Origin of the sequence: Pseudomonas sp. LFM046, assembly GCF_000949385.2 — a bacterium.
Lineage (GTDB): Bacteria > Pseudomonadota > Gammaproteobacteria > Pseudomonadales > Pseudomonadaceae > Metapseudomonas.
Window position 1 is genome coordinate 2,644,817 of sequence record NZ_JYKO02000001.1, and the last position, 20,315, is coordinate 2,665,131.

The window sequence follows — 20,315 nt, forward strand, 5'->3', positions numbered from 1 at the left end:
CCGGATGGCAACCTCCGGTGCGAATCACGTGTTACGCAAACCCTTTCACAATTCGGGCAAAGTTTGCACTCGAATGGTAGACGGGGTCTTTCCCCCGGCGAAAGAATATGGCGGCTAGTTGCCATATGCACGGCACCCCTCGAATCAAGACGGAATGTGCTTTTGACCAGCGCCAGGAACAGGCGGTAGCTACGATAACGGCTCAGTTGCACTACGCTGGCAGAGGGGTACGTACTGTCCCCATATTTCAAAAAGGGGAGTTCGTACGAGTGACGGGGCTACGGGTAGCGCAGAAGGGTCAGTTGCGCACGCCGAATCGGACTGGAGCCTCACTCACAGGAAACTCGGATTGTTCAACGCCGGATTTCTGACCAGCTATATACCTATCTTGCGTCTCTTCAACCCGCTATAGGCTGACTTCGACACGTCCTGGCCACCAGGTGACATCGAGTTGGTGAAGCAGGAGAGGCGCATCGCTGCACGTATCGCAAACAAGGATAAAAGGATGACTCCACGTCTTTACATGGCAGTTTCAGCCGCCCTCATGGTGTTGCCCGGTCAATTGCTGGCCGGAGGCCTGATGCTCTATGAGATCGGCACGGACAACGTGGGGCTGGCCAATGCGGGAGCCGCAGCCAGAGCCCAGGGGCCTGCCACCCTCGCCAGCAACGTGGCGGGTATGGCCTGGTTGCCCGGTACGCAGATCACCGCTGGCGCCCAGGTGCTGCACAGCAACCTGGACTTCGAGTTGGACGCAAACACCAACGTCGCAGGGGGAGACAGCGGCAACGCGATGGAGTGGTCCCCAGGCGGGAGCTTGTTCGTGACCCGGGAAATCGGCGATGGCTGGTCGGTCGGGTTTGCCAGCTACGGTGACTTCGGCCTCAATCTCAATTATGAGAATGACTGGAGCGGCCGCTACTTCCTGCAGAACGGCGAATTGCTCGGTATGTCGCTCATGCCGGCACTGGCCTATCGCCTCAACGAGCAGTGGGCATTCGGCGTTGGCCTGCGTGCTTTCTATGCCACGCTGGATACCCAGTTGGCCGTGAACAACGATCCGCTGGGACTGCTCCAGCGCCCGGACGGCCAGTTGAAATACCAGGATCATGATTGGGGCTATGGCGGCAATCTGGGGGTTGTCTATGCCCCTGCTCCCGGGACGCGATTGGGCCTGAGCTATACGAGCGAGATCGACATCGAGTTCGAGGATGGCCTGGACCTTCAGGGTGTCGGCCCCGTGACGACGCGCTTGCTGCGCGATCGCGGGCTGCTCGATGCCGCCACCCGCATCGATATGCATGTGCCACAAACCCTGACCTTCAGCCTCTACCACCAGCTCGATGAGCAGTGGGCACTCCTGGCCAGTGCCAATTGGCAAGACTGGTCCAGGTTTGGTGAGGTGGGCGTCGATCTGGACAGCAATCAGCCTCGCTCAGCAACGCTTGAGGCGAATTATCACGATACCTGGCATCTCTCTGTCGGCACCCAGTACCGGTTCGATCCACGGTGGATGTGGAGTTTCGGCGTGGGCTACGACAGCTCGCCGGTGGATGACGAGGATCGCACGCTCACGGTGCCGATGGCCGAAACCTGGCGCATCGGCACGGGCCTGACCTATGCATTGGATGCCCAGACCGAGATGAACCTGAGCTATGAAATGGTCTGGCTCGGGGACATGGAGATCAGCCAGGAGAAGTCGCTTCCCGTGAATGACCCCCAGCGGGTCTCCGGCGAATTCGACAATGCCTGGATCCAGGCGCTCAGTGCCAGCGCTACCTGGCGCTTCTGAGTGTTGTGAGTGGTGGTCCGTGACGCGGTTGGATGCACAACGCATGCATGTACAGGGACTCGTAGAACCTAATGTCCAACAAGGAGAGAGCACGATCATGATGAAGACCAGGACCCTGATGGCAGGCAGCCTCGTGGCTGCAGCAATACTCCTGAATGGATGCACCAGTAAAACGGTGAGCCAGGAGCAGTATTCGGGATTTCTTCCCAGCTACGACGGGTTGGAAACCGTCGAAACCGCCAGCGGCCAGAAGGCCCTGCGCTGGGTGGATCCCGCGTTCAATGTGGCCAACTACGACAAGCTGATCTTTCAGCCGCTGCGCTTTTACCCCACCCCGCAAACGACAGATCGCATTGGGCAGCAGACCTACGACGAACTGTTGAAGTACGCCAACGCGCGCCTGGGCGAGGCGTTGTCCAGCAGGTTCCAACTGGTGGGCTTCTCCACCGGGCCTCGCACCCTCGAGTTTCGCGGGGCCATTACCGGCGTCAGTGCCAACACCGAGGGGCTCAAGCCCTATGAGGTCATCCCCATCGCTCTGGTGGTGGCCGGCACCATGGCCGCCACCGGCGAGCGCGACCAGGATACCGAGTTGTACCTGGAAGGGGAGCTGATCGACACCAGCACCGGCAAGGCCGTGATGCGCGTCGTGCGCAAGGGCTTTGGGAAGACGCTGAGCAATGACCGTCAGGCTATTGGATTCGCCGATCTCAAGCCGGTTGTCGACGAACTCACCACCGACGTTTTGAAGTTCCGTTAGCCCTGCAGGGGACTGTGCGCGAGTAAGTGATTCGATATCCAGACCGCGCTGTGTTCCTGTGCGCAAAAACCGTCTCATAGCCAAGGAGAATGCATATGAAAATTGCATCTACAGCCATGCTGGCTGCCGCTATCAGCCAGGGGCTAGCCGGCCATGCATCGGCTGCCGATCAGGACGAACTCCTGCAGATTGCCAAGGACGCCTACGTCTACGGCTATTCGTTGATGACTACCGAGGTCACCCGTGTGCAGATGACCAACGTAGACAAGGTGGACAACGAACATGCCCCCATGGGGCAGTTCTTCAACGTCAAGCGTTATCCGCCGGCGGGGTACCGCGGCGTGTCGGCACCGAATGCCGACACGCTCTACTCGATTGCTTGGGCGGATCTGAGCGAGCCGCAGGTATTCAGTCATCCCGACATGGGCGATCGTTATTACCTGATGCCGATGTACAACCTGTGGATGACCATCTTCGACTCGCCTGGGGCGCGCACCGCAGGCGGCGCTGCGGCCAACTATCTGCTGACCGGGCCGGGCTGGGAGGGCAAGGTGCCCGAGGGTATGAAGCAGATCAAATCCGCCACCCGAAAGATGTTGATTCTGGGGCGCACCTACGCCAACGGCACCGACAAGGATTACGGGACCGTCAATGCCTTACAGGCGCAATTGAAGCTCACCCCGCTGTCGGCCTGGGGTAAACCCTATACGCCCAAGGCTCCAGCAGTGGATCCGAATCCGGCCTTCAGCATGACGGCCAAACCGCAGGAAGTCATTCTCGGCATGAGTACCGAGACCTATTTCAACAAGCTCGCCGAACTGATGTGTGAAGCGGCGCCTCCCGCCGCTGAGGACGGCGCTATCCTGGTCCGCATGGCCAAGCTTGGCATCGAACCCTGCAAGCCGTTCAAACTCGGCAACCTGGACTCGGCGCTGCAAGCGAAGTTGAGCGACCTGCCAGAGGTCGCCCTGAAGGAGATCGGGGCCAACCAAGGCACCCTGGGACACAAGGTCAACGGCTGGACCTACACCAAGGGGCTTGGTGTATACGGCACTGACTATATGAAGCGTGCCGTAGTCGCAGCCTTCGGCTGGCCCGCAAACGTGGAGAGGGACGCGGTGTATCCCTACACCGAGGTGGACAGCGACGGACAGAAACTCAACGGCGCAAACAAGTACACCCTGACGTTCCCCAAGGGGCAGACGCCCCCGGCGAACGGCTTCTGGTCCATCACCATGTATGAGATCGACAAAGGTTGGTGGTTCGTGCCGAACCCGCTCAGCAAGTTCACCGTCAGCGCGCGCAACGATCTGCAATACAACGCCGACGGCTCGCTTACGCTGTACTTCCAACACCATTCTCCCGGCAAGGACAAGGAGGCCAACTGGCTGCCGGCACCTCAAGGTGATTTCCTGCCAATGATGCGAATGTACTGGCCGAAGGAGGGCAACCCCTCGATCCTGGATGGTAGCTGGACTCCGCCGCAGATCGTCCGCGTCAATTAGCTGCCTTGGTGAGATGCCCCAATGCAGTTGGCATTGGGGCCCATTGGGCTACTCGTTGTTCGCAAGCCTGATTCGGAGGGGGCGGTAATCCCCTTGTCTCACCTTCGGCACTCCCAGATACCACGCGGCCGCGTATGTCATGGCCTCATCCTAGTACAGCGTCGGCGCCCCGAGGCCTGAGCTCTGGTTGCTTTCCCGTCTTGTTCAACGTCATGCCCCCTCGTTGCTGGGGGTGGAACCTGAGCCATGGCTTTTTATGTTTTGCAGAATGCTGTCGCGCTTTGCCGGTGGCTGCCGCTAGTGAGCGCGACGAGGATGCCGAGTTGTATATGGAAGGGGAACTGATCGACACCAGCGCTGGCAAGGCCGTGCTGCGCGTCGTGCGCAAGGGCTTTGGGAAGACGCTGTTCAACGACAGTGCTGATCTCAAGCCTCTCATTGATGAGCTCACCACCGAGGTTTTGAGGTCTTGAAGGGGGGAAGACTGGCCCCGGTCAGGGGCTGCACCGATTGTGTGACGCCCATATAACGTAGTGCCGCTGAGCCGTCTCAGCGTGCCCTGTCAGATAGCCAAGCGAATAAAGAGAGCGAGTTCCGATGACGCCCAAATACAGGATGTGCCTGGCCGCGTTGGCCATGCTGAGTTGCGGATCAGTTGCCGTAGCGCAGGACAAGACACCGGGTTACAACTACCGGATTCCCGACAAGGTCATGACCCCGGACTCCGTCGAAACCCGACTGGGCACATTGCGTTTCTTCGACGGAATGCCGGATGCGGCGACGGTCGAGGCGCTGTATGACAACCTCGACCTCATGCGAGGCGTGGAGACCTTCCTCAATGGTATCCCCGCCACCTCCATTGAAGGGCTGCGCCTGGGTCACCTCAGCATGGGGGTGGATGCCTCGAACAAGGCACTCATCATGGACAAGTTGCTGGATTCGGCTCCTCTGATGCTGACCGGCAACACCGACACGGTCTATTTGTCGGTGTTCCTGAATCTCGAGAAGGACGGCGCAACCGTTGTCGAGATTCCACCAGGGTCGGGCCCTGGGACTGTCAACGACGCGTACTTCCGCTTCGTAACGGACATGGGCGCCCCCGGCCCTGACCGCGGCAAGGGGGGTAAGTACCTGATCCTGCCACCGGACTATAAGGGGGATCTCGATCCGCCAGTGGGTGGTATGGAAGCTGTCGTCGAAGGTGAGAAATACTTCGTTTCCAGGTCGACCAGTTACGTCAACTGGCTGATCCTGCGCGGCTTCCTGGTGGACGGCAAACCCGATGCCGCAACCAAGATGTTCGAAAGCGGAGTAAAGGTCTATCCGTTGTCCAGCAAGGGCAATCCTCCGAAGATGGAGTTTGTCAGCGCCTCGCGGAAATTCTTCAACACCATCCACGCCAACAACTTCAAGTTCTACGAAGAGCTGCATACCGTGATCGATCGCGAGCCGGTGTCGATGCTTGACCCGGAACTCCGTGGGCTGTTCGCCGCTATCGGCATCGAGAAGGGTAAACCCTTCGCACCGGACGCGCGGATGCGGAAGATCCTCACCGAGGCGGTCGCCATCGGCAACGCGACCGCCCGGGCAATCAGCTTCCGGCCGCGCTTTAAAGACGCCCCTCTCTATCCGGGTAGTGCATGGACGCATGCATTCATCGGCGGCGATTATCAGTGGCTATCAGACAAAGGCATGGGCGGCCGCAATCTGGATGCGCGGACGCTGTTCTTCTACCAGGCCACCGTCAACACCCCGGCCATGGTGTTGAAGATGGTCGGGGCGGGCTCGCAGTACGCCTATGCGGCGACTGACAGGAAGGGTGCCTACCTGGACGGCAGCAAAACCTACAGGCTGAACATCCCCGCCAACGCACCCGCCAAGAATTTCTGGTCCATAGTGGTCTACGACCCGCAAACCCGGTCCGAGCTGCAAACAGGACAGACATTTCCCAGCAAGAACAACAAGCGCGATGACCTGATCGCCAACGCAGACGGCTCCGTTGACCTGTATTTCGGCCCGAAGGCGCCGGAAGGCAAGGACGCTAACTGGATCCAGACCGTACCTGGAAAAGCCTGGTACACGCTGTTCCGGCTGTACGGTCCGCTCGAGCCCTGGTTCGACCAGACCTGGCGCCCTGGTGAAATCGAAGAGGTGAAATAGAGACGCCGATAGCCGTTCAGCTGAATACGCAGGGCCGGGGGCTCTTCATCGTTTGGCTTTTCCCCTGTGCCTGCGGTTCTGGTGGAGTCGCGGTAGTGCTCGACAGCACTCCAGCGGAGTCGTCATATGGCCAAGTCTGCGGTAGACACTCGAATGGATGCCTACAAGCAGGTTAGCGAGCCATACTTGGCCAGCCTGAGGAATGGGTATTCCTTGGCTCGAACGAATCGGTACGAAAGGCCATTGCCGAGGTAGAGGTACTGCGTGAACCGCTTGGTTAAGCGGTGGAGGCGGGGAGATCGATGTTGGCCTTCTACGAATCTCTTCCCAGAACCGACTACGCCGGCCTGACCCGCCAGGTCGTTGAGAGGGGCAATCCGAGAGATCCGTACCTACGGCTCGGAGCTGCCCAGGCTATCCAGGAGTACCAGATGAGCCAGAACTCCGGGCCCCTTGGAATCACTCGAACCGCGTTGAATCAGTTTGAGGTGCTTCAAGAATCAGTCATAACACCGATTACAGCCCAGTTCGAGCAGCAACGGCAAATAGCATCCATCGAGGGAGAAAAAACCGGCGCGAGAACGTAAGTTTGCAGAAGTAATATGACGCGACCAGCAAGGCACAAGGTGGGAGTTGCTCCTGCGCCGGAGGGAATGTCTATTACGGGCCTCGAGGGGGACGGTTCTGCAGAACTTCAGGCGGATATAAGCGCTACAGAATCTAACGTCAGTCATCCTTTGACCCGGATGCGCTTTCTCAAATCATGATGTGGACGGCATCTATATACTTCGCACACTGCCTTGCCTCTCGATCTCAGTAGTACGTTGGCCCCGAGAACGTTGGCAGGAAAAGTATGGTGGCATGATGTTGTAGGGAATTCATTAGCGATTGAAAATCACGAATTATCCAAGATCAGGCCGCTTTTCGATTAAGTTGCGGTCGAAATGCAGTACGCCGAGGCGGGGAGGGGCAGTGAGTCAGGAAATCGAGCGCTACCTGCAGGCGGGCACCCGGGCGAATACCCGGCGCAGCTACCAGCAGGCGATCGAGCACTTCGAGGTGAGTTGGGGCGGCTTCCTGCCGGCCACCAGCGATGCCATCGTGCGCTACCTGGTCGACCATGCCGGCAGCCTGGCCAGCAGCACCCTCAAGCTGCGCCTGGCGGCCCTGGCGCAGTGGCATGTCAGCCAGGGCTTTCCCGACCCGACCAAGACGCCGCTGGTGCGCCAGGTGCTGAAGGGCATCCGCACCCTGCACCCGAAGCCGGATAAGCAGGCCGAGCCGCTGCAACTGCGCGAGCTGGAACAGTGCATCACCTGGTTGGAGCATGCGGGGGAGACCGCGCGGGCGGATGGTGACTTGCCGCGGCTGCTGCGCTGCTGGCGCGACCGCGCGCTGCTGCTGATCGGCTTCTGGCGCGCCTTCCGCAGCGACGAGCTGTGCCGGCTGCAGGTCGAGCACATCCAGGTGCGGCCGGGGCAGGGCATGCAGCTGTTCCTGCCCTGGAGCAAGGGCGACCGCGACAACCAGGGCCAGACCTATCAGGCGCCGGCGCTGGCCCGGCTCTGTCCGGTGCAGGCCTACAGCGACTGGATCAGCCTGGCGGGGATTGCCCGCGGGCCGGTGTTCCGCGGCATCGATCGTTGGGGCCACCTGAGCGAGCAGGGGCTGCACCCGCACAGCGTCATCCCACTGCTACGATCGGTCTTGAAGGAGGCTGGATTTTCCGCCGAGCTGTATAGCAGCCATTCCTTGCGTCGCGGCTTCGCCACCTGGGCCACGCGCAGCGGCTGGGACCAGAAGGCCTTGATGGGCTATGTGGGGTGGCGTGATGCCAAGTCGGCGATGCGCTACGTGGACAGCACCGGCTTCTTCCCCGGGCAATTGCGGCCGTTTACGCCAAGCCTGGAGGCTGAAGAGCGTCCGGGTCCACCTAGTCCAGGTGCTCGGCCAGGTAGTTGACCAGGCGGAGCGGCTCGCTGCTGTCGACAATGGCGTACATCAGGTCGCGCTTGCTACGCGGCAGCAGTTTGGCGCAGCGCTTGGCGGTGGCCTTGATCGCGGAGTTGCTGCCGTGGAGGCGGGCGGCGAGGAAGAGGGCGAGGGTGGCGTCCTGAAGGTTCACAGTCCCATGCTCATTCAATGTCGGCGGGGAGTATGCCGGGTGTTTTCTACCCTACTCAATACGATTGATGTGGCAAGGCGCTGATGCAGTATGTCGGTTGGAGCGATGGGCAATCTGCCTTGTGCTATGTCGAAAGCGCCGGGATATTCCCTGGGCACTTGGGCATCCCACAGCCCTTGACCGCTGTGGGGCCCATCAACCCAGAGAAAGTGCAGTAGCTACTCTGCTGGCGATCCAACTGCTGTCTTCAGCGGGAACACTAGTTCGTCGTGAAAGGTGCAAATAAGCCTATGGTCCAGCACATGGAACAGCGCAGGGGAGAAGGACATGCTTCAGGTCTGAGCGACGTACCGCCTTCCACACAGGATTAACGACCGCTAGGTCTCAAGTTAGACGCGAGGAAGCCTTCAAATCAGGAAGGTATCGAGGGAGTTGACCGCAGGCAAATCGGCCACAGTCAAACAGGGGCGAGCAACATCCATTCCACCCACAGCGTTGCCACGATGCCGGGTAGATAGAGAGCAATCCCAATGACACACAACACTGCTAGCACAAGCCAGGGATGGTGCTCTCCGACTCCGGTGTACCTCACGAAGCCGTCCATAGCGAGGAAAGCCACGACGATCGCAGGGAACGCTTTGACACCTTGGAACCAAATGCCGTCGGTCGGATCCTGCCGATGTGCGATCCACCACGAACTGGCCATCGCAAAAGTCAGCCAAACGGTAGCGAAAATCATCACCCTGATCACCCACACAAGCTGCACCTTTCTCCCTGCCTTTACGGCAAGTGTGGCATATGGGCACCATGTGCTCTCTGGTGCAGCTTTGCCGATTAGATGGCAGGACATGTAATGCCGGCGCACTGACACGTTTTCCAATCGGGTGATGCCTCGCGATGCAATGGAGCATTGATCAGTTGCGCCACTATTCAAAACTGTCGCTTCGACGCTCACCGCGAGGTCAATTGGCGATGAAGCGATTCGACAACCAGTTTGATGCCCCGCCAGGACGTCTCAGGGCGTCGATGAAGCTCCGTCCCCAGTCGCGGATGTCATTGTCCTCCAGCACGGCGTACATCTCCTGATGGCGAGCGCAGCGTTCCTCGAGCGGCATGAGCAACGCGGTATTGATGGCATCGGCCACGGTATCGCGGTCATGAGGATTGATGATCAGCGCCGCCCTCAGCTCAGCTGCGGCGCCGGCGAACTGCGAAAGGATCAGCACACCAGGGTCGGTCGGGTCTTGGGCTGCGACGAATTCCTTGGCGACCAAGTTCATTCCATCGCGCAGCGGCGTGACCAGGCCAATTCGTGCTAGGCGCAGTACCATCGCGATGTCCTCACGTCGATGGTTGCGGCTCACGTAGCGTAGCGGCACCCAGGATACCGCTCCGAAACGGCCATTAATGTGTCCGACTCTGGCGTTGACCAGTGCGTCGATATCGGCGTATTCGGGAATCTCCTGGCGGCTACCGGGGGCAATCTGCAGGTAAGTGACCCGGCTGTGCCACTCGGGATATTTCTCGAGGAAGCGCTCGTAGCTGTCGATCCGGCTGACGATGCCCTTCGAGTAATCGAGACGATCCACGCCCACCACCAAGGCGCGGCCAGCAAGGCTTTCCTCTAACTCCATGGCGCAGGCAGTGCGAACTGAGGCCTCCGCCATGCGGCGGAAACCGTCGGTGTCGACCCCTACGGGGAACACCCCGACGCGAAAATGCTGATGGCCCAGGTGATAGTCCCGGCCGTCAGGCGTTGCCGCGCCGACCACGCGGGTCAAATAGCGGGCGAAATTGCCTGCGTCGTTCTCGGTCTGAAAACCAATCAGGTTGTATTCCGTGAGCGCCCGGACCAGCTCTGCATGGTGAGGTAAGGTGGTCAGCAGGTCAGGCGGCGGCATGGGGATATGTAGGAAGAATCCGATACGGTTAGCACGCCCTCGCGCGCGTAGTGCTTGGGCCAGAGGAATCAGATGGTAGTCGTGCACCCAGAGTACGTCGTCCGTTTCGAGCAACTGGTCCAAACGTTCGGCGAAGAATTCATTGACGCGCAGATAGCCGCCGAAATCCGCTTCGCTGAATTCTGCGAGATCGACCCGATAATGCAGGATCGGCCACAGGACGCGATTGGCAAAGCCGTTGTAATACTCCTGGAAGTCCTGGGGACGCACATCAGTCAGGACGTATTTCACTGTCCCGCGCTCGGTAGTCGTGAAGGCTGGGGGCTCGTCCGCCACCTGGCCACTCCAGCCGAACCAAAGCCCATCACGCCCGCGCATAGTGGCCTCTACCGCTACGGCCAGACCGCCGGGGGCACTGGGGTTGCCCTCCTCAGGCACCACCACCCGGTTGGAAACTACTACGAGCCGAGGCACAGACCTTCCTCCCAACTGATGGACAGGCGCATCGCGGAATTGATCAGGCCCGCCATTGAGTAGGTCTGGGGAATATTGCCCCACAGTTCGCCGGAAAGCGGGTGGAGATCCTCCGACAGCAAGCCGTAACCGTTGCGCGTAGCTACCAGTTCAGTGTAGAGCGCGCGAGCTTGGTCACGCCGACCGATCGCAGCGAGAGCGTCCAGGTACCAGAATTTCACCACCAGGAAGGCCGTCTCAGGGACGCCGAAATCGTCGGCGGCAGCGTAGCGTAGGAGGTGACCGTTGACGTTGAGTTCGCGCCCTACGCAGTCCACAGTGGCAATGAAGCGTGGGTCATTGGCTTCGATGATGCCGAGTTCATGCATGAGCAACACGCTGGCATCCAGGTCGTCGCTGTCGAAACTGCCGGTGAAGGACTGCCGTCGCTCGTTCCAGGCTCCGCGCAGGATTCGTTCGCGCAGGCGAACTGCTTCTTTACGCCAAGTGGTCGCCGCCTGAGTAAATCCGAGCCGCGTGGCGATGCGTCCAACCCGATCGCAGGCCGCCCAGCACAATAGGGCCGAGTGTGTGTGCACGCGCTGGCGGCCACGATACTCCCAGATCCCGGCGTCCGGCACGAAGGCGCAGCGGGCCGCTCGCGAAGCCAGCGATTCCAGTAGGCGCAGCATGCCCGCATCGCTCGGATTCGGTAGTCGTTGGTCGACGAAGCTCTGCAGTACGGCCAGCACGACGGAGCCGAACACGTCGTGCTGGACCTGCTCGGCGGCTTGGTTGCCGACCCGCACCGGCCCGTGGCCGAGGTAGCCAGCCAAGTCGGGCTCGACCCGCTCGTGCAGATCCAGGTCGGGAACGACACCGTACAGGGGCCGCAGGTCAACGTCGCCGGTGGCCACCGTGGTGATGAAATCGACGTAGCGTTCCATGGTCTTGGTCGCGCCCAGGCGGTTGAGTGCCAGGATCACGAAATAGGCGTCGCGCAACCAGCAGTAGCGATAATCCCAATTGCGTTGTGAACCCGGCGCCTCGGGAATCGAGGTGGTCACCGCGGCGATGATGGCACCGGTCTCTTCGAAGCTGCATAGCTTGAGAGTGATGGCGGAGCGGATGACCACCTCCTGCCACTCGAAGGGAATTGCCAGGGAGCGCACCCACTCGTGCCAGTTGGCGTAGGTCCGTTGGAGAAAGGCCTTGACCACCTCGCACGGGGCGTTGTCGAGCGACTCGTCCACCCCCATGACCATACTGATGGGACGCCTGAGCACGAATGGCGTTTCGTGCAGGATGTAGGACAGCGGTGCATCCGTAGTGAGGCGGATCGCTTCGACGCTGCCCAGATAGCGGATATGGCTGGACCCAGCAATGGCCTGGCAAGGCTTGCCGTAATCATGGGTCGGGCGGACGCGCAGGGTTACCCGGGGCAGCCCCTGCAATGGCTCGATCAGGCGACACAGTTGTGCCGGCCGGTAGTATCGGCCGTATTGGAGGAATCGCGGGGCGAAATCGGTGATACGCACGGCATTGCCTTCCGCATCCTGGAGGGTGGTACTGATGATCGCCGTATTGCGCAGGTACTCCGAGCGGCTGCTGCTCATGCCTTCGAGCAGGCAGTCACTGAAGCCCTTCTCTTCGTCGCCGGCCAGCAGGCGCGAAAAGGCCGGATCGCCATCGAAGTTGGGGTAGCACCACCACACCAGCCGCCCCTGGGCGTTGACCAGTGCGGCGACGCGGCAATTGCCGATGAGCCCGAGCTCCAGTGCGCCGTGGTGCGGATGAGTCATCGCTGCAGGCCTCCCGCCGCCTTGATCAGTGCCGAACGAACCTCTGCGGCATCGGCGAAGGCAGCGCTCGCTCCGGGCAGCAGCTTCCCGACCGAGAGGCCCAGCCCGCCTAAGGCAGGCATCAGGGCCAAGGCGGCCTCATCGGTTACGTCGTCACCTATGAATAACGGACGCCTCCCGGCGAATGGCGCGAATTCGAGAAAGCGTCTTATCGCTTGGGACTTGTCACCACTGTGGGCGACTACCTCGAATACCATCTTGCCGGGCAGCAGACGCAATCCTCGATTTCCAGGTTCGTCCAGCAGGTCACGCAGGGCAGCAGCGAGGGTTTCGCCGGCTGCTGGCACGCGGCGATAGTGCATGGCGACGCTGCTGCCCTTGTCCTCGCAGATTACGCCGGGCTGCGAACATGCCAGGGCCATCAGCTTTTCGCGCAGCGTGGAGCTAAGGACCGTCGTCGTCTCATGGCACAGGGGGGCGTCGGCGCGCACTCGCCAGTGGGCGCCATGGCCTCCAGAGGCCGGTAGCCGCATAGGGGGAAAGAGGCAATCCAGATTGTCGACCGAGCGCCCGCTGACCAGCGCCAGTGCGCCGTCGAGCCGGCGATGTAGAACTTTCAGGGCCGCAGGTAACACCTGGGGCACACGGACTGCGTCAGGGGTGTCGGCAATATCCAGAAGGGTGCCGTCGACATCGAGAAACAACGCGCACGCTTGCCCGCACTCGCTTAGCCAGTCGTCCAGCAGGGCACTCGCCGAAGCATCACAGTGAGTGGCAGCCACGGCTGGATCGACTTGCCCTTCAACCATCGAGTTGTGCATGGGCCAGTCTCCACCTTGCTGCGCCGCTGCGCTTCGAGGAGCAGCGACGGAAAGGAAGAGATTAAAAGCCTAGCACAGATATTGGAGGGGCCGACCTGCGGTGCTTCTGGCGCGCCAGTATATTCAGGAGCACTCTGCTACCACAGGTGGCCGGTAGTCGACCTAGGGGCATGTGTGTAAAGTGTTGCTCGGGTGTCGTTTCTGCGCAGTGCAGTCAGACAGGTTTCTTGTGTTGGTCGGGCCGCCGCACAGTTGTCGAGAACGAGCGACCATGAACCTACATCCTTCCCGCGAGGCGTTGCCGGCTGCGCAACGGGTGGCTGATAAGGCCTTCAATACCCTCGAAAAATTCCTGCACATTGAAGCGCTCAGTGGCGTTGTCCTACTGATCGCTGCCGCCATCGCGCTGATCTGGGCCAACTCGCCCGCCGCTGCTAGCTATGAACACCTCTGGCACCTGCCGCTGTCCTTCTCACTGGGCGAACATGTCCTCTCGCACTCCCTGCATTTCTGGATCAACGATGCGCTGATGACGGTGTTCTTCCTGGTGGTCGGCATGGAAATCCGCCGGGAGAGCCACGAAGGCGCGTTAGCCGATATCAAGCTGGCCGCCTTGCCGGTGGTCGCCGCCTGCGGCGGCGTCCTGGTCCCGGCCCTGCTGTATCTCTCGCTCAACGGCGCCGAAGAGTTGCGCCCGGGTTGGGCAGTGCCGACTGCCACCGACATCGCCTTCGCGGTGGGTGTCCTGGCCCTGCTGGGGCGCTCCGTGCCGGCTTCGGTGCGGGTATTCCTGCTGGCCCTCGCAATCATCGACGACATCGTCGCCGTGGTGATCATCGCCGTGTTTTATTCAGGGGGGCTGGATGCGCTGGGCTTCGTCTTCGCCGGTGCGGGCATCTTGCTCGTACTGGTCTTGCAGTGGATTGGTGTCGGCTCGGCCTATGCCTACGTGGCGCCCGGCGCACTGCTGTGGTTCGGCCTGCTGAAAACCGGCGCCCATCCGGCCCTGGCAGGCGTGGTACTAGGCCTGATGACTCCGGTTCGCCCCGTAAAGGTCATGGAACAGCCCCTGCAGCTGGCGAAGCGGGCGATCAGCGATTTTGCTGAACGCGAGCAGGCCACCAACGGTGATGCCAACGAGCTGATGGCACCGATCAAGCAGCTGCGACAGGCACAGCGCGAGCTGCTGCCGCCGGTGACGCGTGTACAAATGGCGCTGCACCCCTGGGTCGCCTTTCTGGTGATGCCACTGTTTGCGCTGGCCAATGCGGGCGTGAATCTCAACGGTGTGGATCTGGGCGAAGGCAGCTCCCTGGCCATGCTTTCCGGTGTTGCACTGGCCCTGGTACTAGGCAAGCCCGTGGGCGTGCTGTGCAGCAGCTGGCTGGTGGTGCGCCTGGGTTGGTGCAGCCTGCCACCGGGCACAACCTGGCCGTGGATGGTCTTGATCGGCTGCCTGGCTGGGATCGGATTTACCATGTCAATCTTCATCGCCAATCTTGCCTTCCCCCAACAGGAACTGTTGAGCGCCGCCAAACTAGGCGTACTGGTCGGTTCGGCGACCGCCGGGATTGCCGGGCTGGCCTATGGTCGCGTGCTGGTTGCTCGCACACAGTCGGCCGATACGCCGGTGCGCTAGCAAGTTCCCTGCGGCGCATTGAGGGCGACACGATAGGCGCAGCGTGGATCAAAGCTGCTTTCGTCAGGAGCCAACGAATAATCAGGGGATGCCGGGGCGGCCCGATGCAGAGGGAAAACCACCACGGTCGGGCCCTCACGAAGGAGGCCGTGGTGGCTTCCACCAAGTCCCTTTTCAAGGACAAGAAAAGCGTAGTTGAAGTTCTGGTCATTTTCCGCAAATCCGGAAGGCGGGTATACCCACTCCAGATCTTTTGGTGATCTGGGGTGTTAGATGGACTCTGACGCGGGCGATTCCCGCGCTGCGGGCCAAGCGGTCGCATTTGCCGTCCGAATGACAAGATTGAAATCACACTGAGGCCATATAATTTAAGGCTCAACAGAGGCCACCCGATGAGAGTCAGCCATGCGCATTTCCAAAGTCCTCTGGCTATTCCCTGTATCTCTGCTGCTTTACTCGGATCTATTGGCGGCACATGGAGCGTCAAATACTAACGCCGAGGCGGCAGTGACAGTGCATCCACCAAGGAAGACCGCATCGGACAAATCTCTCAGCGCTCAGGGAGTCGATATTGGCGCGGACCATCAGAAGGCAATCGAGGCACACGTCAGGCATTCAAACCATCAAATCAGACTACTACTGAGATCCGCTTCCATGTCAAATATTGACGCAGTGCTCAAGTCAATGGATGCAATACGGCAAGGCAATGAAGCTTGTGCCCAGCATATTGAACAGTGCAGAAAACTTGATGCGTCCTCCCGTACTGCGGATGTTTCCGAACAGCTATCACCAGCCGGGGCCAACTCGAAACTGTGATGATTGCCGCATATTCCCGCCGCTCCAGGGAGCGAATCCCACGCAGCGGTATCGTGCCCCTCCGGCTCAAAGGTCCGGTAAGCAACGGCAATTCAGGCGAAACGACGGCCACAGAGCGCCTCTCCGATCTGTCAAGACTGAGGAAATAAACAGCTTACCTGGCCGGAGCGACTTGCTACACTCGGGCTTCATCCGTGATACCCCCTCTTTGGCCGTCTTTTGGGCGGCTTTTCTTTTTCGCCTAAGATACTTCAAAATTTCTTGGATTTTAGTGCAATTTTTCCGCAGTATATAAAGTGAGTTCCGAGCCAAGGTTTCACTATTGCCTTCAGTCCTGAAGGATAGATATTATTATTTTCCCCACCCAGATCCGCCACCAGATTGACGGCTTTAATTTGCCTAAATATCAATAGTAATTTATCGGCTCGGCGATCGATCGGTTGTAGTATATAAACGAGCATCTGATAGTCACGGTCAATCGCGCGCGGCAGGAAAATTGCTATTATTTTTATAAATGCCATTTACAGATGGCTCTGGTGATGCTTTGGTAAGTTTGTAGCCGGCGTCATCTGGTGTGCGCTTTCTCGCAGACTGACGTCATTCCTTGAAATCATCAATACATAGAAGAACTACAGATTGGGGGGGCAGGAGACCCCATGAAAACACCAACTAGGGCAACATCTCCAACTAAGAATACAGCTAGGGCAAACAACCAATCCTTCAGAAGAGGCTTCCTCAAGTTAACCGCGACAGCACTGGCATTCTCCGCCGTCGCCGCGCCTCTGAGCCTAGGCGCGAAAAGCAGCCGCGATGACGAAGAAGAAGATGTTGTCCGTCCGTTCATCCCGCCAAGCCCAGCCACCATCCCCTGGCAGATCGATCTCCCAGAGGAAATTACGGTACTCCAGCCGGTTACCCTGGACCCGGAGCCAACAGAGCAAGCGAATACCTCCGCCGGTGAGGCGGGCCGTGCCCCTCACCAGCGATTTGCCGAACTGGGTGTTGCGGTCACGTACGAACTGAGGGCCAAGGAACGACCGGACTGGGTGTTCAATCCGGCCTATCCACCTCAGCGAGTCTGGGGTTACGAGGGCAATGTGCCGGGCGCTACAGCTCCGGGTCCAACGATTTTTGCGCGTTACGGCCAGCCAATAATCCTGCGCATCCACAATGCGCTGCCCCAGGATCATGTCGGCTTCGGTACTCCAGAAATCTCCACGCACCTGCACAACGCTCATACGGCGTCGGAAAGCGACGGTTTCCCGGGAGACTACTACAGTGCAGTCAAAGCCGGTCCAACGCTGGCGTCGCCGGGCGAGTTCAAGGATCACCACTATGGGAACATCTACGCCGGATTCGATGAGTTCCAGAATGGAATCGGCGACCCGCGCGAGGCGCTGGGAACGCTGTTCTACCACGACCACACGTTCGACTTTACGGCACCTAATGTGTACCGCGGCCTGGCGGGATTCTTCCTGCTTTTCGACGACCTTGATTCGGGCAATGAGCACGACCCGAACCCAAGTGCCCTACGCTTGCCGAGCCACCCCTACGACTATCCGTTGATCTTCAACGACAAGCGCTTCGATCCGGACGGAATCCTCTTCTGGGACCAAGTCAGCCCCGAGGGTGTGCTCGGCGACAAGGTCACCGTCAATGGCCACATAGAGCCAGTATTGCGAGTTGCAGCCCGGAAGTATCGGTTCCGCCTGCTCAATGGCGGTCCCAGCCGCTTTTATGAGTTCTACCTGGTGTCGCCAAGCGACGTGGAGCAGAAGTTCATCTACATCGGCAATGACGGCAACCTCTTACCGGCGCCGCTGCTGAACCAGACCAAGGTTCGTCTTGGGGTCACCGAGCGAGCGGATATCGTCGTCGACTTTTCCCGCTACGTGGTCGGCACGGAGTTGTACCTGGTGAATCGCCTCACGCACCGACCTGACGATACACGGCAGCCCAAGGATGTCCGGAAACCAGGCGTCCGGGTGCTGAAGATCATTGTTGATCGCTTCCCCACCGAGCAGGACGTCAGCCATGTGCCGCCGGTGTTGCGGCCGTTGCGTCCACTCGATCCTGAAGAGATTGCCGCGGCACCAGTGCGACGCTGGGTTTTTGAACGCAAGAATGGAATGTGGGCCGTGAATGGCCGGTTCTTTGACCCCACTTTCGTCAGTGCGCGAATACGCCAGGGCAGTGCAGAGGTTTGGGAGCTGGTTAATCCGGAGGATGGTTGGGACCACCCCATCCACATCCACTTCGAGGAAGGGCGAATTATCAGCAAGACAGTGAAAGGCCAGAACGTCCCCATCCCACCCCACGAGCAAGGTCGCAAAGACGTTTATGTGCTGGGCGAGGATATGACCATCAAGGTCTTCCTGCGTTTCCGCGACTTCCTCGGCAAGCATCCCATGCACTGCCACAACCTTATCCATGAAGACCACGCGATGATGGTGCGTTGGGATATCGAAGCAGATACCAGCGGTCCATCGCCAAACAGTGGCAGCGCCGATACCAATCAACCGCCAGGCAAACGGCGCATCAGCTGATCCGGGAATTGGAGATCTCCGTATGAACACACGACGCGACTTGATAGCCGGACTGGGTGTCGCGACTCTGGGTGGCGCGCTCTGGTACACCATTCCGCAGGTGGCTGATGAATCGAGGCCCGCCAGGAAAGCGAAAACACTATTCGCCAACGTGCCGCTGTATACCCAGGATGGAACAAAGGTCCGTTTCTATGATGACCTGATCCACGGCAAGGTCGTGGTGATCAACATGATGTACGTCATGTGCGAAGGCATCTGCCCGACCATGACGGTCAATATGCGCAGGGTCCAATGGCTGCTGGGCGATCGCCTTGGCAGGGAGGTTCAGCTGTATTCGATCACGCTGCAGCCGCAACTGGATTCGCCTGAGGTGCTTAAGGCCTATGCCGATAGGCACGGCGCGAGACCTGGCTGGATGTTCCTGACGGGGGAACCAGCTGACATCCGACGACTGCGCTACAGCCTCGGCTTCTTCGATCCAGTACCGGAGGTGGACGAGAACCTGTCTACCCACACCGGGATGCTGCGCATCGGCAATGACCGCACTCAGCGCTGGACGATGGCGCCGGCGCTCTGTGACGCGAAGCGGATCATCACCACCATCAACCATGTGGATACCAGGATGGTCGCCACACGCTACGACGCCGCGTCGAATCTCGGTTGAGGTGAGGCGGCGTGAGGTAGTGCAGGTTTCCTGCGGCGCATGGTGCCGTCTACTACGCCGCAGGGCCGATTTCGGGCAAAGACGGACGCAAAGTTGATCCCAGGGGCCAATACTCAATGTTCGAGCCTTAAGGGAGAACTGCGGTGCCGGATATCAGCACGCTTGCCCGGGAGATGGCGTGGCCACTGGCAATCCTCTTCGCCTGGTTGGCCGGTGAAGCAGCCTTCCGCTGGGCGCGCCTGTCACGCATCAGCATTTACGGCCTGGGCGGGTTCCTCATGGCTTCGTCACAACTCGGGCTTCTACCAAGTTCATCGGAGCCGGGGATTTTCCTGTTAGCCCATATCGCCTTCGCCCTGATCCTGTTCGAGGTTGGCTACCGCTTCAACTTGCGCTGGCTGCGGACCAATCCCTGGCTGGGTGTCACCTGCTTGGCAGAGGCCGGCCTGACGTTTGGGGCGGTCTATCTGTTGGCCCTCGCCTTTGACACGTCGCGGCTGACGGCGTTGTTGCTGGCCTCAGTCTCCATGGCCACGTCGCCGGCCACGGTGTTGCGGGTAATCAACGAGCAGTGCGGCTCCGGACAAGTCACCGAGCGCCTGCTTCACCTTTCGGCGCTCAACTGTGTGCTGGCGGTCTTCGTGTTCAAAGTGGTGGTTGGCTTGGCGGTGTTCCGGACCTCCGGCAATCTCTGGGACGCCATTTCCAGCAGCCTGTACCTGCTGTTGCTTTCCGCGGCGCTGGGGGCCGTTCCCGGGCTGCTGATGCCGACACTCTTTCGCTGGCTGGGGCGGGCAACTCAGGACGCCACGCTGGCCTTTGCGATTGCCATCATCGCGCTGGTGGCCTTGGTTCACGCCTTGAAGCTTTCCCCTGTGCTGGCCGCGCTCACCTTCGGACTGGTGGCCCGCCACCGCCGCCTTGTGATGAGCCAGACGCAGCGAAACTTTGGGCCCCTGGGCGATCTCCTGGCGGTACTGTTGTTCGTGTTCATTGCCGCCACGCTGGAATGGCGTGTCGTGATGGCAGGGCTGGGAATTGGCTTGTCGCTGGTCCTGGTTCGTGCGCTGGCCAAGCTGGCGGGGGTGTTGCTGTTCGCGCACCTGAGCGGGATATCTTTGTACAAGGGGGTTCTGCTGGGTATCGCGTTAGGCCCTTTTTCGGCATTCGTCATTCTGGTACTCGAGCAAACCCGCTATTTGGGTATCAATCTCTTCGACCAGTTGGCCCCTTTGGCAACCGCTGCCTTAGTGCTGGAGATTGTGGGGCCACTGCTTACGCAAAGTGCTTTGGTCCTGGCTCATGAGGTGCAGGTAAAGGGAGAACACTGA

The 20,315-nt window shown here is 60.0% G+C and carries 17 protein-coding genes; 11 read left to right on the forward strand and 6 right to left on the reverse strand.

Features of this window, described 5'->3' with window-relative positions; translation table 11 throughout:
- Positions 1-505: 505 nt before the first annotated feature.
- From TQ98_RS12240 to TQ98_RS12270, 6 genes are all read left to right on the forward strand, one after another.
- Positions 506-1,792 carry an OmpP1/FadL family transporter gene (locus tag TQ98_RS12240; protein WP_242443097.1) on the forward strand — a complete coding sequence of 429 codons (1,287 nt, stop codon included), beginning with the start codon at positions 506-508 and terminating at the stop codon, positions 1,790-1,792.
- Positions 1,793-1,889: 97 nt separating this feature from the next.
- Positions 1,890-2,552 carry a DUF3313 domain-containing protein gene (locus TQ98_RS12245; RefSeq protein WP_197708594.1) on the forward strand — a complete coding sequence of 221 codons (663 nt, stop codon included), beginning with the start codon at positions 1,890-1,892 and terminating at the stop codon, positions 2,550-2,552.
- Between the two features lie 95 nt (positions 2,553-2,647).
- The gene (locus tag TQ98_RS12250) at positions 2,648-4,057 is read left to right on the forward strand and encodes a DUF1254 domain-containing protein (protein ID WP_052659203.1); all 1,410 of its coding nucleotides are present in this window, start codon (positions 2,648-2,650) and stop codon (positions 4,055-4,057) included.
- A 200-nt stretch (positions 4,058-4,257) separates the two neighbouring features.
- On the forward strand, positions 4,258-4,530 hold the full coding sequence (locus TQ98_RS12255; RefSeq protein ID WP_174688561.1) for a hypothetical protein: 273 nt from the start codon (positions 4,258-4,260) through the stop codon (positions 4,528-4,530).
- A 124-nt stretch (positions 4,531-4,654) separates the two neighbouring features.
- The gene (locus tag TQ98_RS12260) at positions 4,655-6,217 is read left to right on the forward strand and encodes a DUF1254 domain-containing protein (RefSeq protein WP_044872727.1); all 1,563 of its coding nucleotides are present in this window, start codon (positions 4,655-4,657) and stop codon (positions 6,215-6,217) included.
- A gap of 972 nt (positions 6,218-7,189) precedes the next feature.
- Positions 7,190-8,179: a tyrosine-type recombinase/integrase gene (locus TQ98_RS12270; RefSeq protein ID WP_044872725.1), complete on the forward strand. Its 990-nt coding sequence runs from the start codon at positions 7,190-7,192 to the stop codon at positions 8,177-8,179.
- On the opposite strand, the gene TQ98_RS12275 is transcribed toward TQ98_RS12270, so the two are convergent.
- From TQ98_RS12275 to otsB, 5 genes are all read right to left on the reverse strand, one after another.
- Positions 8,151-8,342 carry a hypothetical protein gene (locus TQ98_RS12275; protein WP_044872724.1) on the reverse strand — a complete coding sequence of 64 codons (192 nt, stop codon included), beginning with the start codon at positions 8,340-8,342 and terminating at the stop codon, positions 8,151-8,153. The two genes, TQ98_RS12270 and TQ98_RS12275, sit on opposite strands and share 29 nt — an antisense overlap.
- 457 nt (positions 8,343-8,799) lie before the next feature.
- A complete protein-coding gene (locus tag TQ98_RS27610) occupies positions 8,800-9,297 on the reverse strand; it encodes a hypothetical protein (RefSeq protein WP_146036008.1) in 498 nt (165 codons plus the stop codon).
- A gap of 7 nt (positions 9,298-9,304) precedes the next feature.
- Positions 9,305-10,717, reverse strand: coding sequence for an alpha,alpha-trehalose-phosphate synthase (UDP-forming) (gene otsA / locus TQ98_RS12285; protein WP_044872722.1), 1,413 nt, complete (start codon positions 10,715-10,717; stop codon positions 9,305-9,307).
- Positions 10,702-12,498, reverse strand: coding sequence for a glycoside hydrolase family 15 protein (locus TQ98_RS12290; RefSeq protein WP_044872721.1), 1,797 nt, complete (start codon positions 12,496-12,498; stop codon positions 10,702-10,704). The genes otsA and TQ98_RS12290 overlap by 16 nt, the downstream gene beginning before the upstream one ends.
- Positions 12,495-13,319: a trehalose-phosphatase gene (gene otsB / locus TQ98_RS12295; RefSeq protein WP_082073232.1), complete on the reverse strand. Its 825-nt coding sequence runs from the start codon at positions 13,317-13,319 to the stop codon at positions 12,495-12,497. The genes TQ98_RS12290 and otsB overlap by 4 nt, the downstream gene beginning before the upstream one ends.
- 271 nt (positions 13,320-13,590) lie before the next feature.
- Between otsB and nhaA the strand changes: the two genes are divergently transcribed.
- Positions 13,591-14,958, forward strand: a complete 1,368-nt coding sequence (gene nhaA, locus TQ98_RS12300; protein ID WP_177410216.1) for a Na+/H+ antiporter NhaA — start codon at positions 13,591-13,593, stop codon at positions 14,956-14,958.
- Between the two features lie 405 nt (positions 14,959-15,363).
- Positions 15,364-15,774 carry a hypothetical protein gene (locus tag TQ98_RS27615; RefSeq protein WP_146036009.1) on the forward strand — a complete coding sequence of 137 codons (411 nt, stop codon included), beginning with the start codon at positions 15,364-15,366 and terminating at the stop codon, positions 15,772-15,774.
- A 251-nt stretch (positions 15,775-16,025) separates the two neighbouring features.
- On the opposite strand, the gene TQ98_RS27620 is transcribed toward TQ98_RS27615, so the two are convergent.
- Positions 16,026-16,295: a hypothetical protein gene (locus TQ98_RS27620; RefSeq protein ID WP_146036010.1), complete on the reverse strand. Its 270-nt coding sequence runs from the start codon at positions 16,293-16,295 to the stop codon at positions 16,026-16,028.
- Positions 16,296-16,430: 135 nt separating this feature from the next.
- On the opposite strand from TQ98_RS27620, the gene TQ98_RS12305 reads away from it, so the two are divergent.
- From TQ98_RS12305 to TQ98_RS12315, 3 genes are all read left to right on the forward strand, one after another.
- Complete coding sequence (locus tag TQ98_RS12305) at positions 16,431-18,320, forward strand: multicopper oxidase domain-containing protein (RefSeq protein ID WP_044872720.1); 1,890 nt, start codon at positions 16,431-16,433, stop codon at positions 18,318-18,320.
- Between the two features lie 22 nt (positions 18,321-18,342).
- The gene (locus tag TQ98_RS12310; protein ID WP_044872719.1) at positions 18,343-18,984 is read left to right on the forward strand and encodes an SCO family protein; all 642 of its coding nucleotides are present in this window, start codon (positions 18,343-18,345) and stop codon (positions 18,982-18,984) included.
- A 143-nt stretch (positions 18,985-19,127) separates the two neighbouring features.
- Positions 19,128-20,315, forward strand: coding sequence for a cation:proton antiporter (locus TQ98_RS12315; protein WP_044872718.1), 1,188 nt, complete (start codon positions 19,128-19,130; stop codon positions 20,313-20,315).

What these genes read in the sequence shown, in the direction of transcription:
- TQ98_RS12250 (WP_052659203.1), top strand. Translation starts at nt 2,648, where the DNA reads ATGAAAATTGCATCTACAGCCATGCTGGCTGCCGCTATCAGCCAGGGG.
- TQ98_RS12310 (WP_044872719.1), top strand. Translation starts at nt 18,343, where the DNA reads ATGAACACACGACGCGACTTGATAGCCGGACTGGGTGTCGCGACTCTG.
- TQ98_RS12240 (WP_242443097.1), top strand. Translation starts at nt 506, where the DNA reads ATGACTCCACGTCTTTACATGGCAGTTTCAGCCGCCCTCATGGTGTTG.
- TQ98_RS12260 (WP_044872727.1), top strand. Translation starts at nt 4,655, where the DNA reads ATGACGCCCAAATACAGGATGTGCCTGGCCGCGTTGGCCATGCTGAGT.
- TQ98_RS12305 (WP_044872720.1), top strand. Translation starts at nt 16,431, where the DNA reads ATGAAAACACCAACTAGGGCAACATCTCCAACTAAGAATACAGCTAGG.
- TQ98_RS12290 (WP_044872721.1), bottom strand. Translation starts at nt 12,498, where the DNA reads ATGACTCATCCGCACCACGGCGCACTGGAGCTCGGGCTCATCGGCAAT.
- TQ98_RS27620 (WP_146036010.1), bottom strand. Translation starts at nt 16,295, where the DNA reads ATGGCATTTATAAAAATAATAGCAATTTTCCTGCCGCGCGCGATTGAC.
- TQ98_RS12245 (WP_197708594.1), top strand. Translation starts at nt 1,890, where the DNA reads ATGATGAAGACCAGGACCCTGATGGCAGGCAGCCTCGTGGCTGCAGCA.
- otsB (WP_082073232.1), bottom strand. Translation starts at nt 13,319, where the DNA reads ATGCACAACTCGATGGTTGAAGGGCAAGTCGATCCAGCCGTGGCTGCC.
- nhaA (WP_177410216.1), top strand. Translation starts at nt 13,591, where the DNA reads ATGAACCTACATCCTTCCCGCGAGGCGTTGCCGGCTGCGCAACGGGTG.
- TQ98_RS27615 (WP_146036009.1), top strand. Translation starts at nt 15,364, where the DNA reads ATGCGCATTTCCAAAGTCCTCTGGCTATTCCCTGTATCTCTGCTGCTT.